15 protein-coding genes are annotated in these 16,101 nt (G+C 71.4%); 7 read left to right on the top strand and 8 right to left on the bottom strand.

Annotated features, from left to right (window positions below):
- Positions 1 to 24: 24 nt before the first annotated feature.
- Positions 25 to 471 carry a VOC family protein gene (locus tag V5E28_RS05560; RefSeq protein ID WP_336205273.1) on the bottom strand — a complete coding sequence of 149 codons (447 nt, stop codon included), beginning with the start codon at positions 469 to 471 and terminating at the stop codon, positions 25 to 27.
- Positions 472 to 492: 21 nt separating this feature from the next.
- Here V5E28_RS05560 and V5E28_RS05555 point away from each other — a divergent pair, with 21 nt between their 5' ends.
- Positions 493 to 792: a hypothetical protein gene (locus V5E28_RS05555; RefSeq protein ID WP_336205272.1), complete on the top strand. Its 300-nt coding sequence runs from the start codon at positions 493 to 495 to the stop codon at positions 790 to 792.
- A gap of 50 nt (positions 793 to 842) precedes the next feature.
- On the opposite strand, the gene V5E28_RS05550 is transcribed toward V5E28_RS05555, so the two are convergent.
- Positions 843 to 1,466: a hypothetical protein gene (locus V5E28_RS05550; RefSeq protein WP_336205271.1), complete on the bottom strand. Its 624-nt coding sequence runs from the start codon at positions 1,464 to 1,466 to the stop codon at positions 843 to 845.
- Positions 1,467 to 1,617: 151 nt separating this feature from the next.
- Positions 1,618 to 2,448: an alpha/beta fold hydrolase gene (locus tag V5E28_RS05545; RefSeq protein WP_336205270.1), complete on the bottom strand. Its 831-nt coding sequence runs from the start codon at positions 2,446 to 2,448 to the stop codon at positions 1,618 to 1,620.
- Positions 2,449 to 2,528: 80 nt separating this feature from the next.
- On the opposite strand from V5E28_RS05545, the gene V5E28_RS05540 reads away from it, so the two are divergent.
- Positions 2,529 to 3,176: a TetR/AcrR family transcriptional regulator C-terminal domain-containing protein gene (locus V5E28_RS05540; protein ID WP_336205269.1), complete on the top strand. Its 648-nt coding sequence runs from the start codon at positions 2,529 to 2,531 to the stop codon at positions 3,174 to 3,176.
- Between the two features lie 102 nt (positions 3,177 to 3,278).
- Here V5E28_RS05540 and V5E28_RS05535 read toward each other — a convergent pair whose 3' ends face one another.
- Positions 3,279 to 5,837, bottom strand: a complete 2,559-nt coding sequence (locus V5E28_RS05535) for a DUF7825 domain-containing protein (protein WP_336205268.1) — start codon at positions 5,835 to 5,837, stop codon at positions 3,279 to 3,281.
- 92 nt (positions 5,838 to 5,929) lie between these two features.
- Here V5E28_RS05535 and V5E28_RS05530 point away from each other — a divergent pair, with 92 nt between their 5' ends.
- Entirely contained in the window at positions 5,930 to 6,907 is a 978-nt protein-coding gene (locus V5E28_RS05530; protein ID WP_336205267.1) for an aldo/keto reductase, read from the top strand.
- A gap of 158 nt (positions 6,908 to 7,065) precedes the next feature.
- Positions 7,066 to 7,707 (top strand): restriction endonuclease, encoded by a 642-nt coding sequence (locus V5E28_RS05525; RefSeq protein ID WP_336205266.1) that lies wholly within the window; start codon positions 7,066 to 7,068, stop codon positions 7,705 to 7,707.
- A gap of 351 nt (positions 7,708 to 8,058) precedes the next feature.
- Here V5E28_RS05525 and V5E28_RS05520 read toward each other — a convergent pair whose 3' ends face one another.
- Positions 8,059 to 9,303, bottom strand: a complete 1,245-nt coding sequence (locus V5E28_RS05520; protein WP_336205265.1) for an ROK family transcriptional regulator — start codon at positions 9,301 to 9,303, stop codon at positions 8,059 to 8,061.
- Positions 9,304 to 9,436: 133 nt separating this feature from the next.
- Here V5E28_RS05520 and V5E28_RS05515 point away from each other — a divergent pair, with 133 nt between their 5' ends.
- Both V5E28_RS05515 and V5E28_RS05510 read left to right on the top strand, forming a co-directional pair.
- Positions 9,437 to 10,180 (top strand): SDR family NAD(P)-dependent oxidoreductase, encoded by a 744-nt coding sequence (locus tag V5E28_RS05515; protein WP_336205264.1) that lies wholly within the window; start codon positions 9,437 to 9,439, stop codon positions 10,178 to 10,180.
- Between the two features lie 271 nt (positions 10,181 to 10,451).
- A complete protein-coding gene (locus tag V5E28_RS05510; RefSeq protein ID WP_336205263.1) occupies positions 10,452 to 11,867 on the top strand; it encodes a hypothetical protein in 1,416 nt (471 codons plus the stop codon).
- Positions 11,868 to 11,981: 114 nt separating this feature from the next.
- Here the strand turns inward: V5E28_RS05510 and V5E28_RS05505 are convergent, their stop codons facing one another.
- The 3 genes from V5E28_RS05505 to V5E28_RS05495 form a co-directional block, all read right to left on the bottom strand.
- Positions 11,982 to 12,536, bottom strand: coding sequence for a dihydrofolate reductase family protein (locus tag V5E28_RS05505; protein WP_336205262.1), 555 nt, complete (start codon positions 12,534 to 12,536; stop codon positions 11,982 to 11,984).
- Positions 12,537 to 12,653: 117 nt separating this feature from the next.
- Positions 12,654 to 14,000 carry a 6-phospho-beta-glucosidase gene (locus V5E28_RS05500; protein WP_336205261.1) on the bottom strand — a complete coding sequence of 449 codons (1,347 nt, stop codon included), beginning with the start codon at positions 13,998 to 14,000 and terminating at the stop codon, positions 12,654 to 12,656.
- Between the two features lie 10 nt (positions 14,001 to 14,010).
- On the bottom strand, positions 14,011 to 14,763 hold the full coding sequence (locus V5E28_RS05495; protein WP_336205260.1) for a DeoR/GlpR family DNA-binding transcription regulator: 753 nt from the start codon (positions 14,761 to 14,763) through the stop codon (positions 14,011 to 14,013).
- A gap of 132 nt (positions 14,764 to 14,895) precedes the next feature.
- Here V5E28_RS05495 and V5E28_RS05490 point away from each other — a divergent pair, with 132 nt between their 5' ends.
- A complete protein-coding gene (locus V5E28_RS05490) occupies positions 14,896 to 16,095 on the top strand; it encodes a PfkB family carbohydrate kinase (RefSeq protein ID WP_336205259.1) in 1,200 nt (399 codons plus the stop codon).
- Positions 16,096 to 16,101: the final 6 nt, after the last annotated feature.

The raw sequence follows: 16,101 nt of genomic DNA, 5'->3' as shown, positions 1-16,101 counted from the left end.
CAGGTGTCGGTTCCTTTGCGCGTGTCAGCCGCGCTCGGAGACGAAAACGCAGAACGGATGGCCTGCCACGTCCGCATACACGCGAAGCGGCTCCTCGGGGTCGTCGATGCCGTCGTACAGCAGTCGGCCGCCCAGCCGCAGGACGCGTTCGTGCTGGACCTGGAGCTCGTCAACCGATGCCACGCTCAGGTCCAGGTGCATCTGTTGTGGCACCCGGCCCTTCGGCCATGTCACCTCCGGCAGTCGGTCCACTTGCTGGAAGGCCATCTGGGGAGCGCCGTCCGGAGTTCGCAGCACCAGCCAGTCGCGGCCGCGCTCGTCCACGCGCCCCGCTTCCGGCGGCTCATCACCGGGCCGGTAGACCAGGCCCAGCAGAGATCGATAGAACTCTGCCAGGGCCCTGGCGTCAGTGCAGTCGAGCACCACTTGACACAGCCTGGGCACGCTTTCCTGGATAGCCATCTTGGTCATTTCAGGATCCGCGATGTCACGGTGGCGGCGCCCGCTGCCGGGTACGGTCGCGTCTCCGTTCTCGGCCCCGAGCCGCCCGCCGAGACGCGGGACCAGCTCATCCCGTTCGCCCAGGCAACGGCCTCCGGCTCCTTCTATGCCCTCTGGAAGCGTGACGGCGGCACGGACCTCGCCAGGTTGCCGGTGATCTTCTGCGGGGACGAGGGGGAGCTGTACATGGCTGCACGCGATCTGCTTGAGCTGTTCCGCCTGCGTGCGGCCGAGGACGAGGATTCGATCATCGCTGATCTTCTGGACGAACTAGAGGAGTTCAGCCTCTGAACTTTCCGTGCCCGGCCGCTCTCCCCATCATCCGGCCTGCTCGGTGACCTTCACTGGGCGTTCCGCAGCTTCGACACCGCCACCTTCGCGGCCCGCTTGCTCAGACCGGCATCGAACGTCGCGAAGAACCCGTCGCTCACCAACAGCGTGACGGTGTTCTTGACCCTGGTGAGTACGACATCCGCCGCGTGGATCGGACTCAGGTGCGCCTCGGGGGTCGTCTGCTTGTACCTGATCCCGTACGCCCAGTCCCCGAGCTTGCCGATGGAGAGCTTGGTGATGGAGAGCTTGGTGATGGAGAGCTTGGTGATGGAGAGCTTGGTGATGCTCGCCTTGGAGCCGTTGGCGCCCGCCCTGCCCCCGTTGCAGTCACGAACGATGACCTTGCCCACCGTCTGCCAGGAGGCCATCTTGGCCGGGGTGCCACTGATGGAGAACTGCTTGACGCCTGACGGCTTGCCCTCCTTGTCGATGAAGACCGCCGCCTTGCTCGCGAGCAGGGGCTTGAGCGCCTTGACGGCGTTCACGCACTTCTTGGTACGGGCGGACTCGGCGTCCAGCGCCTCGCGGTTGCGCTTCGGGTTGGGTTCGTAACTGTCGCCCACGCTTTCGGGGGTGATGAGGGCGGCGCGTAGCTGGGCCGAAGTCAGGGGCTTGGCTGGCGCGGCGGCCACGGCGGGAGCGGCGGAGGCCAGCAGGAGGGCGGCGGCGAGGCCGCCTGAGATCGCGGAGGGCTCACCCAGAAGGTCAGTTCATCCCCGCTGTCATCGGATCGAAGCTGCACGACATCTCCCGGCTTCCGCCGCCGATGCTCATAGCCGCACCTCAGCGAGGGGGGCGCAGCACCTTGTCTGCGAGCGTCTCGATGACGCCGGCGACCTGTCCGGGGTGTTTCAGGTCGGCGCCGTGGTCGCGCCCGCGCATCACCACCCGCTCGGTGCGTGGCATCACGCGCTCGATGGCGTCGAGCCGCTCGGAGAGGTGCGCGGGGCTGCGGTCGCCGCCGAGCAGAACGGTCGGAACCTCGATCGTGGCACAGGTGTCGAGGCGCGTGCCGAGCCGGTCCAGTGCGTCGAGGGAGTCGAGCTGTCCGGGGACGAGCCGGCGATACTTCGGCACGATCGCGACCGTCGCGCCCGCGAGCACGGCCTGCCAGTGCGGCAGCCCGACGGTCTCGGCCATGAAGACGGCCATCGCCTTGCCGGGCTTGCCCGCCGCGAGCGCCGCCCGGGCCCGTCTGAGGACCTGTCCGTCCTCGCCGCCCAGCGGTGCCCCGATGACGGCGGGGGGCTCGAAGATCACCGCACCGGCGAACGAGGACGGCGCCGCCGCCAGGGCCTCGAGCGCGACGACGCCGCCGTCGGAGTGGCCGTAGACGACGACCTGCTCGCCAATGGCCCGCACGACGGCCAGGACGTCCTCGACCTCCTGGGCGATGGTGCACGGTGCGCCGCCGAGCCTCGGGTCGGCCTTGAGGTCCAGCCGGTACGGGCGGCGGTGCAGGCGCACGACGCGGAAACGCCTGGCGAGGATCGTGGCCATCCTCCCGCACCGGGTGCCGTCGTCGAGCCCCGGCCCGAGCATCACGATGGCCGGGCCCCGGCCTTGGTCGTAGCCGCGGACGTCGGTGCCGTCCGCTGAAATCGTGGTGATCACGGCAATCTCCCAGCCGCCAGGGACGGCGCATCCGCCCTTAGCGATGCTAAGTTACGCTTAGCACTGCTAAGGTGTCAACGATGAACAAGCGACCTGGTCTGAGCCGGCAGCTGCTGATCGACACCGCGCTGCGGCTGCTCGACGAGGTGGGGCTGGAAGGGCTGACGGTTCGCCGGCTCGCCGCCGAGCTGGGCGTGCAGTCCCCCGCCCTCTACTGGCACATCCGGACGAAACAGGAACTCATCGACGGAATGGCCGACGCGATCTGCCGGACCCCGGGAATGGGTCCGCCCCGCGACGAGGAGTCCTGGCAGGACTGGCTCACCCGCCGTGCCCGGGCCTACCGCACATCACTTCTGGCCCACCGTGACGGCGCCCACGTGATCGCCCGCGCCCGGTCGCTGAGCCCGGAAACCGTCCGGCTGTTCGACCAGGAGCTGTCCGCGATGGTCGAGCGGGGGTTCACCCCGGCGCTGGCGCTGCACACGATTGCATCCCTGACCTCCTACATGAACGGATTCGTCCTGCAGGAGCAGACCGCGCGTCAGGAGGCCTCGCTGCCGGGAGATCAGCCCGGCGGCGCGCTGCACGGCGGCACACCGGCCACGCTCATGGCGGCCATCCGCGAAGGCGGCAGTCCGGTCGGCGAGCAGGCCTTCGAACACGGCCTGCGCGTCCTCATCGACGGCACCTCCGCGGCCTTGGACCGGCGATCCCGGCCTGCATGAGGCGGCGGTAGCCGTGTCCGGCCGTGCCATGCCCGGCCGAGGCACGGCCGTAGCCGTGTCCGGCAGTGCCGTGCCCGGCCGAGGCACCCTCCGGGGCCGCGCTCACTGCGTGAGCAGGTGGTGCAACCGCCTCGCCTCCTGCACGAGCCTGCTCGACCCCTTGCGGGCCGCGACCGCCGCCAGCTCGGGGATGTCGCCGCGCGCGCCGGCGGTCCTGGCCGCCCTCGCGCCTGCCGCCAGCAGGTCGGCCAGGCCGCTGCGGGGCCGTTCGCCCTGGGCGGGCAGCAGGCGGGGCAGGAGGTCCGCGATCACCGCCCACACCGCCGCGTGCGCGCCCGCCTGGGTCGCCTCGTCGAGCGCGGAGATCACCCGGTTGAGCTTGACGATCTCCTCTGCTGTCAGCTCCGCCACCGCCTCGCCCAGCGCCGCGGCCGGCACCTCGCCGCGCGCCGCCAGCGTCAGCAGGGCGTCGGTGGCTGCCGCGCGGTCGGCGGCGTTGCGGTGTCCCATGCCGCAGGCGAGCGCCCATCCCATGGCCGTCCCGACGGGCCCGTCCCCGTGCGCGAGTGAGGCCAGCACGACGACCTGGCGGTCATTGCTCTCCAACGAGGCCGGCAGGTAGGGGGCCAGGTGCGCCGCCACGACCTCGCGGTGCGACGGCATGGCCGACGGCCACCACTCCAGGGTGTACGTGTGCCCGGTGCCGGGGGCGAACAGCTCGTGGAACGGGGCCAGCGGATCCGGCAGGGACAGGCTCAACTCGGCGTGGACATCCTTGTAGTCACCTCCGTGGTAGGCGCGCCGGCTGCTCACCCAGCAGGTCACCTGAGGGTCGGCCGGCCCGCCGCTCGCCAGCCAAGCGGCGCAGGCGCGGCCCGCGTCCGAGGTCAGCTTGCCGGCCCGCTCGACGATCGCCTGGTCGATCCCGCGAGGCAGCCGCAGCAGGGCCTGCGCGAGGTCGGCGGGCAGCGCCTCCACCCCGGCGGCCTCCAGCCTCTCCAGCCGGTCGAGCAAGGTCTCGGGATCGACGTGCCCGGTGCCCGAGGTCGGAGCGGCCAGCAGGACTGGATAGCCGGCACCCGACTCGAAGGGCGCGATGAGCTCGCGCGCCCGCTGCTGGAACAGCCCGTCGAGCGGGCCCCCGGCGTCCTGCCGCCTGCGGGTCTGGGCGATCGCCTGCGACAGCTTCGCGCTGTCCTCCGGCGCGGCGAACGCGTGAACGACCCGGCGCAGCAGCTCGTAGCCCCCCTCAATGACGTCGTGACCGTAGAAACCGAACTGCGCCCTGTCGAGCTGTCCCCACGGCCGCAGCGCCTCGCGGAGCGCCTGCGGCTCGCGATCCGCCCACTCGACGAGCCCGGCCAGGATGCGTTCGAACGCGTGGACCCCGAGGGGCCAGCCCATGGCGACGATCTCCTGCGCGAGCTCCTCGGGCGAGGCGATCGGCGGCAGCGGCCGCGGCCCCGGGCCTGCCACCAGGGATGCGGCGACGGCGACCTCCTCGGCGATGGTCTCGCCGTACGCCATGGAGATCTGCTCGCGTAAGCCGTCGGGCAGCCCGCCCGCCGCCTCGATGACCGCCGCCCGTCCCTGCTCCCCCGCCTGCCCGGCGAGCCGCACGGCCAGCCGCACCGCACGCTCCTGCAGATCCAGCACGTCCTGCCGGAAGATGGTGGCCAGGACCGACAGCGCGGCGTCGGTGCGGCCGGGAACCCGTGTCACGGCCTCGCCCGCCCATGAGACGGCAGCGCGCAGCAGCTTCTTCTCCGGCCGGAACGCCAGCCCCTCCACCGCCTCGGCGAACAGCTCCTCTTCCAGCCGCCCGGCTCCGTCAAGCCGCTTGAGCTGCGCGAGGGCCATGTCGGCCACCGGGACGGGTGCGGCGGGCAGCAGCCGGACATAGTCCCTGGCCCGCCCGGCGGCCTCGACCAGGTCGAGCTGGAGCCGCTCGTGCAGGTCCGCGAGCGCGACCGGTCCGGACGGCCCGTCGCGCAGGAGCCGCCCCACCAGACCGTCGATGACGTCCGCCCGCTCCAGCAGCCCGTCGGCGACCAGCTGGCCGACCGCCCAGATCTGGCGCGCGGAGAACGCCTCCGCCAGGCCGGCGGGCTCGAAGATCCGCGGAGCGAGGTGGGCGAACAGCGGGTCCGCGCCGGCACTGCGCGGGTCGAGGGTGAGCAGCCAGCCGATCACGAACGCGTCGCCGGCGGGCGGCTCGATCGCGGTCTCCCGCACGAGGGCGGCGACGATCTCCCACTCGGCGGTGTCAAGCGGGCGCAGCCGGCCCACCATCCGCCGCGCCACGTCGGCCCGCCACGCCTCGGGACGGTCGCGCACCAGCTCGAGGATCCAGCCGGGGTCACGGGCGTCCTCCTTCCGCCACCGGAACTCCCGCCTGAACACCCACGCGGCCACGGCCGCCGCCCCGCCCAGGCAGGCGACCCCCGCCATGATCAGGGGCGAGAACTGCTCGTGCCAGTCCCACCAGCCGTTCCTCTCACGGCTCTGCGCGGTGACGTATCGGGGCAGCTCGGCGGCGATCGCCTTACGGCCCGCCGCGTCGAGGCGGGCCAGCAGGTGGACGGTCCGTGCCGTGTCACCGGCCCGGACGAGCTTGAGCAGCTCGATCCACGGGGCGGGGAGGTCGTGGGAGTCAGCCATGCCGGGGACACTATCCACGGCGCCCGACATTCCGCGATCACTCGACCCTTCTCTCAAGGCCCGGGGGCGGGCGTGTGAAAGAGTTGTTCCTTATGGAACACCGCATCTTGGGACGCACCGGACGCCAGGTCAGCGTGGTCGGGCTGGGCGCCTGGCAGCTCGGCGCCGACTGGGGCCAGGTGAGCGAGGACGACGCGCTCGCCACGCTCTCGGCCGCGGCCGACGAAGGGGTGACGTTCATCGACACCGCCGACGTCTACGGCGACGGCCGCAGCGAGCAGATCGTCGGCCGCTTCGCCAAAGGCCGGCCGGAGCTCACGGTCGCCACCAAGATGGGCCGCCGGATGGACCAGGTGCCCGAGAACTACGTGATGGACAACTTCCGCGCCTGGAACGAGCGGTCCCGCCAGAACCTCGGCGTCGACACCGTCGACCTGGTGCAGCTGCACTGCCCGCCGACCCCGGTCTACTCGTCCGACGCCGTGTTCGACGCGCTCGACACGCTGGTCGACGAGCAGAAGATCGCCGCCTACGGGGTGAGCGTGGAGACGTGCGAGGAGGCGCTGACCGCCATCGCCCGGCCGGGCGTCGCGAGCGTGCAGATCATCCTCAACGCGTTCCGGCTCAAGCCGCTGGAGCGGGTGCTGCCCGCCGCCCGCGAGGCGGGCGTCGGCATCATCGCGCGCGTCCCGCTGGCCAGCGGCCTGCTGTCGGGCCGGTACGACGAGCGGACGACGTTCGCGCCCGACGACCACCGCACCTACAACCGGCACGGCGAGGCGTTCGACGTCGGCGAGACGTTCTCAGGGGTGGACTTCGAGACCGGTCTGGAGGCGGTCCGCCGCCTGACCCCGCTGGTCCCCGAGGGGGCGACGATGGCGCAGTTCGCGCTGCGCTGGATCCTCGACCAGCCGGGCGTCTCCGTCGTCATCCCGGGTGCCCGCAACCCCGCCCAGGCCGCCGCCAACGCCGAGGCCGCCGCGCTCGCGCCCCTCCCCGAGGCCACGCTGCGGGCCGTTCAGGGCGTCTATGACGAGCTGATCCGCCCGCAGGTCCACCAGCGCTGGTAGTCAGCGGACGCCCCCAGCTGCCGCGTGATCGCGGCGGTGGATTCTGTCGGACCGGTCGTTCACACTCGCCAGTGTCCCCTCTCTTCCTGGAGGTCGCGATGGCGAGGCGCCGGACACCGGCCCGCAGGCGTCCCACCCGTAGAAGACGCCGCCAGCAGGTGAACCTCCTGTGGCCGGCCCTCCTGATCGCGGCCGTCTTCGCCCTGCCCTGGGTGCTCGACTTCGTCAGATCATCGTGGCTGCCCCTGGCCGCCTCCGCGGTCGTGCTCACCGTCTCGCTGGTCGTGGCCGCCGTCGTGGTACGCCGACTCGGGGCGGGCTACCGGCGGGAGGCGTTGCAGCGGGCCGGACTGGACCGCCTCGACCCGAAACGCTTCGAGGAGCTGACGGCGGAGTTGCTGAGGCGCGACGGGTTCCGCAACGTCCGCGTCGTCGGCGGGAGCGGGGATCGTGGCGTCGACGTCCTGGGCACCGCGCCGGACGGCGGGCCGTACGCGGTGCAGTGCAAGTACTACACCCGGCCCCTCGGACCCGGCGGCGTGCGCGACTTCGTCGGAGCCCTGCGCGCCCCGGCGTACCGGGATCACCAAGGGGTGCTGGTGACCTCGCACCGTCTCAGCGCGCAGGCGGCAGAGACGGCCCGCGAGCAGAACCTGATCGTCATCGACCGCGACAGGCTGGCCGACTGGCTGCTGGAGGTGTACCGGCTCGGGCCGGGCAGGTCGTCGCTGCCCTGGCTCGCCCGCCTGCAGCGAGGCCGGATGCCGCGGGAGCCACTGCCCGCCGAGGAGGCCTTCTGATCGCCGCGGCATCCCGGCAGGATTCCGAGCCCTTCCTCTGGCTCGCCGCCAAGCAGGTCATCCCTTGGCGGCCAGGTTGAGCGTGTCCTTGACGATCCGGCCGTCCTGGCGCCGTCGCCGAAGCCGGCGATCCGTTCACCGTCGAGACGCAGCGCCGACCCCGTCACCGGGTCCGCGCCCGTGCCGTCGATGATCGAGCCCCCATGCAGAACCAGCATCGGTCGGTCCTTCCGTTTCCACTGCCGTGATGTCGGGCTCGGGATCGCTCACCGAAGGGTGCTGCGGCGATGGGCTGCCGGTCAATGTGTGCGGCGTTCTTCGTGACCCCGCACAACCGCCGCCCGCTCCCGATCATGTCCTGTAGATGACATCGGGCGCCGTGCGGGCGAGCACGCCCAGCGGGTCGGCCAGCAGCTCGGAGAAGCCGAGTTCGGCGGCGCCGACCAGGGTGGCATCGTCTCCCAGCGCCGAGGTGCGCAGCCGTATCCGCTCCCGGGCGACAGGCAGCACATTGGCAGCCATGCGGGCGCGCACCTGGGCCGCCGTGCCCGGGTACATCTCGCGCAGCATGCCACCGAAGATCACCATGCCGGGGTTGAAGAGGTTGCAGAGGTTCGCCACGCCGATGCCGAGCCAGTCGCCGATCCGCCGCAGCGCGTCCTGGGCCGCCGGATCGCCGCGGTCGGCGTCGTCCACCACGGCCCTCACGGCGTCGCGGCCGAACAACTCGGCGGGCCGGCCGGCGGCGTCGAGCAGAGCCCGCTCGCCGACCTCCGCCTCCAGGCAGCCATGCGAGCCGCACCCGCAGGGACGTCCGTCATACGGGTTCACCACCATGTGCCCCAGCTCGCAACCGTATCCGCTGTCGCCGTCCAGCAGGTTGCCGCCGACGATGATGCCGCCGCCGACGCCGACGTCCCCGTGCAGGTAGACGAGGTTCTGGAGGCCGACGCCGGCTCCGCGCTGCTGCTCGGCCAGCGCGCCGAGATGCGCCTCGTTGCCCACCGACACCGGCAGTCCGAGCCCCAGCCGGCGGCCCAGCTCGGCGCCGAAGGCCTGGTCCACCCAGCCCATGTCGGGTCCGAAGCGCACCATGCCGTCGCCGGGCCGGATCATTCCGCAGTACGACGCGCCGACGCCGACGCACATCGAAGCCGGGGGCGCCGCCCGGTGCAGCTGGCCGCCGAAGCGGGCGAGCACCTCGACCACCCGGTCGAGGTCGGCCCCCGCGCGCGGGCGGACCGCTTCCCTGCGGTCCAGTACGACTCCGCCCAGCGTGACCCGGGCGGCGACCAGCCGGTCCACGGCGACGTCGAAGGCCAGCACGTACACGCGGCCGGTGTCGGGCCGGACCACCAGCGACGGCCGTCCCGCCCGGCTGGTGTCCGCGGGAAGCTCCTCGCGGACCAGGCCCGCCGCGGTGAGCTCCGCTGTCAGGGCCATGATGGTGCTGCGGTTCAGCCTCATCCGCTCGGCCAGCGCCGTACGGGAGAGCGAACCGTCCAGGTGCACATGCCGGAGCAGGGTGCCGACGTTGTGCCGGCGGATCTCCTCCTGGGCCAACCCGACCTCCGGCATCGTCTGGTTTCTCGGCATCGCGGAGACCTCATGTATGGAGTGCGTCTCAACCGGACGATACTCCGGCAGGCGACCGGCCTGCCGGCAGATGATCACAGAGTGAGACGGCCCCCTGGTGGGCACGCTTTCCGCGGCTGCTAAGGTGCGGCGGGTGAGCGGACGTGGAGTGCTTGTCACCGGGGCGTCGCGAGGCATCGGCCGGGCGGTGGCGACGGCGTTCGCAGCCCAGGGCGATCGGGTCGCGATCCATCACCGAGCCTCGCCGGAGGCGGCCCGGAGCGTGCTCGACGAGCTACCGGGCAAGGGCCACACGGTGGTCCGGGCGGACCTGGCGGATCCGGACGAGGTGCGTCGCATGGTCGACGCGGCGGCCGAGGCACTGGCCGGGATCGACGTGCTGGTGAACAATGCCGGGGTCTTCCTGCGCCACCCGATCACCGAGCTCTCCTACGAGGACTGGCAGGCGGCCTGGCGGCAGACGCTCGACGTCAACCTGGTCGGCGCGGCCAACGTCACCTGGTGCGCGGTCCAGCACATGCCGGCCGGTGGCCGCGTCGTCAACGTCTCCTCACGTGGCGCCTTCCGCGGCGAGCCCGACAGCCCGGCCTACGGAGCGAGCAAGGCGGGCCTGAACGCTTTCGCGCAGTCGCTCGCCATCGCCCTCGCGCCGCGTGGCATCGCGGTGGCGACGGTGGCGCCGGGGTTCGTGGAGACGGACATGACCAACGAGCACCTCAAGGCGCCCCGCGGCGACGAGATCCGGAGTCAGAGCCCGTTCGGGCGGGTCGCGCGACCGGAGGAGATCGCGGCGGCGGTGCTCTATCTGGCTTCGCCACCGGCCGAGTGGGCGAGCGGCACCATCGTCGACCTGAACGGCGCGTCCTACCTCCGTTAGGGGACCCGGCCCGCGGGCGAGCCGGCTCACGCGGCGCGGCCCGCCACGGTCGCGACCGCTATTGACCGCGTGCGGAGTAAAGCGGGCAGAACAGTCACCGCAGAGCGTCCACATCGGGCCAGAAGTTTGTGCGCCATGGCCCGCCGTTGCCGCCGGAGATATCATGGGCTGTTTTGCGAAATGCGCGCCGGCATCCTGAAAGGCCATACGCTTCGGGACTCACGCCGCATTCGTTCTGCCCGGACCGAAACTGCACGGAAGGGTGAGGATTTTGAGCGTCTACGGCGGGCTCGAATACACCGAGGACTCCATTATCACCACGCTGTTGTCCTACCCCGGAAATGTTAATCCGGGCGTCGCGGTCCCGCCGGCGGTCACCTTGACCGTCGGCGGCGCGCAGATCGGCGTCTACAACATCGCCCCGGCGAACGTCGCCTGGCTGGGCGCCCAGCGCAACAACGACTTCCAGGTCCTCCAGGCCGACCGCGTCCGGCTCACCAACGACACCATCACAGCGGAATGGATCATCGAGGGGCACCGGATCCAGGGCCTCGGGGTCGACGCGATGATGCAGAACATGAAACAGGACGTGGCCTCGCTCATCGCCCTGCGTCAGCAACTGAAGCACGCCATCGACCAGGTGCAGGCCCAGCACATGGGCGACCATATAATCCTCGCTCCCGGAGCTCCCGCGGACATATTCCCACCCGGCCCGCAGGGCCTTTTCTGGTATTCTCCGGGCGCTCAGGTCAAAGGCGCGGCACAAATCACCGTCCAGTACGAGAACCTCGAAACCATCACCCGCATCTGCCAGCTGAACGCGTCCAAATTCCTGCCTGGAAAGAAGGTCGAGGCAGGCGACGACGCGGATATGGTCGCCGGGACGCTGGGGCCGCTACAACTGGCGCGATACAACAACATCGTGGGGACGTCCAGCTTCGCCGGCGCGCAGAACCTTCTGCAGGAGCTCACGAAGCTCGCCACCCCCGTGGTCGGCACCGGCGGCGTCGTCCTGTCCAAGGCCCAGGTCGGCCTCATCATGCTGATGGTGCTCAACGACGCGATGGCATCCACCATGAGGCGCCACGCGTCCCCCATCGGCCAGAGCGCCGACAAGAACATCCAGCGCTTCTTTCCCAAGTCCCGGCGCCGCGACTACGTCTGGGCCGTTGCCCAGCACAATGTCGCGGACATGTACCTCGGGACCCTGCGCGCGAACATCACCAACGCCGCGGCGGCGATGGCCCAGCTGGCGTGGAACAGCTGCGATCCCTTCGCCCTCGACATCGGTCCGACCCAGACCGAGCTGTCCGCGATATCAGGGCCGTTGGGCCCGGCGCAGGCCATCGCCCAGACCCAGCAACGAGGCCGCCAGGGCAATCAGGTCCTGCCCATGGAGATCATCGGACTCAAGGACGCCGTCCTGGGAGCCAACGGCGCCACCCTCGCCGCGTGGATCGCGCGCGCCGCCCTGGCCTACACCGACACCAACGCCGCGCCCGCGCCCGCCACCGACCATTACAACGGCCTGGGCCATGGCAATGTGATCATTTCTCTGAACTTCTCGCCGGTGACGCCCCACGTCTACGGTGCCGTCTACGAATTCCGCGACCACGAGGTTCCCATGACCATGGAGCACAGGGACGAGGTCCTGTCCGTGATGCGGAAGCTGTTCACCGCCGCCTGAGCGTGGTGCGACACCCGCACCCGCCGTGGCCGGCGGCCGTGCCCCAGCGTCAGCTGGGCCGGCCACCGGCTCCGTCGGGTTCCCGGAGCACCACCCTCGCCTGCTGACCGGTCGTCACTCGGCGGCCTTCGGCTTGTACGAGGCGATGATCATGCCGCTCTTCATGATCTGGGTGCCGACCAGCTCGAACGACGCCTTGAAGTCCTTGAGCGGCGTCGTCAGGCTGTCGCCGCCCTCCAGGACCGGGTGGATCCAGAACCGGACCTCGTCCAGCAGGCCGGCCCTGATGAGCTGGGCGGTGACCGAGCCGTAGCCGTACTGCAGGATGTCCTTGCCGTCCTGGGCCTTGAGCTTGGCGACCTCCTCGACCAGGTCGCCCTGCAGCACCTCGGTGTTGTTCCAGGTGGGGTTGGTCAGGGTGGTCGAGGCGACGTACTTCTTGACGTTGTTGAAGTAGGCCGCGCCGGTGCTCGGGTCGTTCTCGTCCTGGGCCGGCCAGGCGACGGACATGCCGTCGTACGTGGCGCGCCCCATCAGCAGCGCGTCGGCGGCGTCCGTCTGCGTGCCGGCGAAGGCGGCGGCCTCTTCGTCGAAGTACGGCGTCGTCCACATCGGGTTCTCGATGACGCCGTCGAGGGTGATGTAGGTCGAGTTGATGAGCTTGCGCATCGGGATCTCCTGGACGTCGGTGGTGTTTCCTGGTGACACCCAGAACACTGCCAGGTGCCGCTTACGGTTTTCTTCAGGTGCCCTTTCCCGTGCGGGGCGGGGGGCGGCGATGCGCGCCTACGCGGAGCCCGGCAGGATCGCGGCCAGCTCCGGGATGCGGGCCCTGTAGCCGTCCAGCAGCCCGCGAGCCGTCGTCACCGAGTCGACCAGCGGGTGCAGCGCGAACGCCTCCAGGGCCAGCTCGGACGAGCCCGTCAGGGCGGCTTCGATGGCCGTCTGCTCCACCGCCTTCACCTGCTGCACCAGGCCCAGGAACCGGCCGGGCAGCGGGCGGGTGGCCAGCGGCCGGACTCCCGCGCCGTCCACCGCGCAGGGGATCTCCACGACCGCCTCCGCCGGCAGCCCGGCCACCGCGTCGCCGTTGCGCACGTTGAGGATCATCGTGGTGGGCTCCCCGCGGGCGATGGCGGCCATGAGGGCCAGCGCGATCCCCTCGTATCCGCCCGCCTCCAGGTCGGCGGCGTCCCGCTCGCCGGCGTCGGTGACGTCGCGGGCCTCTGCCATGTACGACGCGTCACGCTCCCTGCGTGCCCGCTCCCACTCGGCGAGGGCCTCACCGGGCCGGGACCGTACGGCCGCGTAGAACCGCTCCTGCTGTCCGAGCAGGGACTCCCCGCGGGTCCTCCCGGAGATCGCGGCGACCGACTCCCGGGTGAAGTAGTAGTAATACAGGTACTCGTTGGGGATCGCGCCCAGGGTGCGCAGCCAGTCGGCGCCGAAGACTCGGGCCTCCTCGACCTGGCGCAGCGCCGCGTCGTCGGCGAGCAGGCCGGGCAGCACGTCGCGGCCCTGGTGGGTGAGGCCGCGCAGCCAGCCGAGGTGGTTGAGGCCCACGTAGTCGGGTGACACGCGCGCCGGGTCGAGCCCGAGTGCGGTGGCGGCCCGCCGGATCAGCCCGATGGGCGAGTCGCAGATGCCGATCACGCGGTCGCCGAGCACGCGGCGCATCGCTTCGGTGATCATGCCGGCGGGGTTGGTGAAGTTGATCACCCAGGCCTGGGGCGCGACGGCGGCCACCCGCTCGGCCACGCGCGTCGCGACCGGCACGGTGCGCAGGCCGTAGGAGATGCCGCCGGGGCCGGTCGTCTCCTGGCCGAGCAGGCCGAGCTCCAGCGCGACCCGTTCGTCGGCGGTGCGGCCCGCCAGGCCGCCGACGCGGATGGCGGAGAAGACGAAGGTGGCGTCGCGCAGCGCGCTGTCCAGGTCGGTGGTGATCCGGACCCGGGGCGGGTCGTCGTGCCCGGCGGCGAGCCCGCGCAGCACGTGCCGGATGGCTTCGAGCCGGTCCGCGGACACGTCGTACAGCACCACCTCCTCCACGCGCGGCTTGGCGGTGTCGCGCAGGAGCGCGCCGTAGACGAGCGGGACCCGGAAGCCCCCGCCGCCGAGGACGGCCAGTCTCATCCGAACCCCTTCACGAAACGAGCACCTCGACTCCCGCCGCCGCGCAGGCGCGCAGCGTCGTCTCGTCGGCGCCCTCGTTGGTGACGATCACGTCGATGTCCTCGGGCCCGCACACGCGCAGGGCGCCGGTGCCGGGGAACTTGTGCCGGTCGACGAGCAGCACCACCTGCTCTGCCGCCGTGATCATGGCGCGTTTCAGCGGCACCTCGGCGAGCGTGGTGTCGACGAGCTGCCCGTCCGGGCGGACGCCGCTCGCGCCGAGGAACACGCGGTCGGCGACCACCTGGCTCAGCGCGGCCTCGGTCAGCACCCCGACCAGCGAGTGGTAGGGCCTGCGCAGCATGCCGCCCAGCAGCAGCAGCTCGACCTCGGGGTCGGCGCGGAGCGCGTCGAGGACGGCGAGGCTGGAGGTGACGACCGTGACGCGCCTCCCGCGGAGCCTGCGGGCCAGGCGCATCGTCGTCGTCCCGATGTCGAGCAGGATCACGTCGCCGTCCTGGACGAGCTGCGCGGCGCGGACGGCCACCGCCTCCTTGTCCTGCTCGTCGACCACCGCCACCTCGGCGAAGGGGCGGTCGGCGTCGGCGTCGACCAGGGCGCCGCCGTGGACGCGGCGCAGGGTGCCGTCGCGGTCGAGCACCTCGAGGTCCCTGCGGATGGTCGACGGGCTCACGCCGAGCTGGCTGGCGAGGTCGCGAACGCTGGTGGCGCCTGAGAGGCGGACCCGCCGCATGATCTCGGCATGCCTGATGCGCTGAAGCACGGCGCGAGTGTATCAGTCATATTCGCGCAGAAGTGAGCATCTTGCTCCATGAACTCTCACGGAAGACTTGAAGTGTGCGAGTAAACATGCAAGATTGCGCACAACTCGGTGTGTCGAGGAGGACTCAATCCCGTGGCTGTCCAGGCGTACGACCCTCTCGCCGGTGAGCGGACCCCGGAGGGGCCGCAGTTCGACGTGTTCTTGGCGGGGACCGTCTTCCTCGACATCGTCTTCACCGGCCTGCCCGCGATGCCCGTAGCGGGTACCGAGATCTGGGCCGACGGCATGGGCTCGTGCCCCGGCGGCATCGCCAACCTCGCCATCGCGACCAGCCGGCTGGGCCTGCGCACCTCACTGGCCGCCGCGTTCGGCGACGACGACTACGGCGACTTCTGCTGGCGCACGCTGGAAGAGCAGGAAGCGGTCGATCTGTCCAGGTCGCGACGGTTCGAGCACTGGCATTCCCCGGTGACGGTCTCCATGGCGGTCGACCGCGACCGCAGCATGGTGACGCACGGTCATCCCGCTCCCCTGCCGGCGGCCGAGATGATCGGCGTCCCGCCCCGGTCCCGGGCGGTGATCGTGACGCTCTCCCCCGAGGAGCCGCTCGGCGCGCCCGGCGCCGCGTGCAACTGGGCCGAGCTGGCGCATCGCGAGGGCGCGCTGATCTTCGCGGACGTGGGCTGGGATCCGTCGGGCTCCTGGCCGCGCTCCCTGCTGGACCAGCTCTCGGTCTGCCACGCGTTCATGCCGAACGCGATCGAGGCGATGGCCTACACCCGTGCCGACAACCCGCGCGACGCGCTGTACTCACTCGCCGACAAGGTACCCCTGGCCGTGGTGACGGACGGGGCGAACGGCGCCATGGCCATCGACTCCACGACGGGTGAGGAGGCGTTCGTCCCGGCTCCGCGGGTGACGGCGCTCGACCCGACCGGCGCCGGCGACGTCTTCGGCGCGGGCATCGTGCTCGGCACCCTGTGCCGGTGGCCGCTGGCCGACCGGCTGGCGTTCGCCGGACTCTGCGCGGCGCTGGCGGTGCAGCAGTTCGGTGGCTCGCTGGCCGCGCCCGGCTGGGGGGACATCGCCGACTGGTGGCACGAGACCCGCAGGACGGCAGGCCACAGCGGCGCCTACGGCAGCTCGCTGGCCCGCCGCTACGCCTTCCTCGACCGGCTGGTGCCCACCGTCCCGGTGGGCGCCGTGCGCCGCGCGGTCGCCACCATCGCCCGGTACGCCGACGTCGGGGTGGCACCACAGGAGCTCACGACACCCGACGAGCCCGAGGACGGTGGCCCGAACACGCCTCGGGTGCCCGCGCAGAAGGAGTAACCCCAC

It is taken from the genome of Nonomuraea sp. LPB2021202275-12-8, assembly GCF_037044575.1.
Lineage (GTDB): Bacteria > Actinomycetota > Actinomycetes > Streptosporangiales > Streptosporangiaceae > Nonomuraea.
This window is presented reverse-complemented; position numbering and strand designations above follow the sequence as displayed.

Excerpts from the sequence above, each read along its gene's own strand:
- V5E28_RS05520 (WP_336205265.1), bottom strand. The coding sequence starts at position 9,303 with ATGCCGAGAAACCAGACGATGCCGGAGGTCGGGTTGGCCCAGGAGGAG.
- V5E28_RS05540 (WP_336205269.1), top strand. The coding sequence starts at position 2,529 with ATGAACAAGCGACCTGGTCTGAGCCGGCAGCTGCTGATCGACACCGCG.
- V5E28_RS05535 (WP_336205268.1), bottom strand. The coding sequence starts at position 5,837 with ATGGCTGACTCCCACGACCTCCCCGCCCCGTGGATCGAGCTGCTCAAG.
- V5E28_RS05530 (WP_336205267.1), top strand. The coding sequence starts at position 5,930 with ATGGAACACCGCATCTTGGGACGCACCGGACGCCAGGTCAGCGTGGTC.
- V5E28_RS05500 (WP_336205261.1), bottom strand. The coding sequence starts at position 14,000 with ATGAGACTGGCCGTCCTCGGCGGCGGGGGCTTCCGGGTCCCGCTCGTC.
- V5E28_RS05505 (WP_336205262.1), bottom strand. The coding sequence starts at position 12,536 with ATGCGCAAGCTCATCAACTCGACCTACATCACCCTCGACGGCGTCATC.
- V5E28_RS05560 (WP_336205273.1), bottom strand. The coding sequence starts at position 471 with ATGACCAAGATGGCTATCCAGGAAAGCGTGCCCAGGCTGTGTCAAGTG.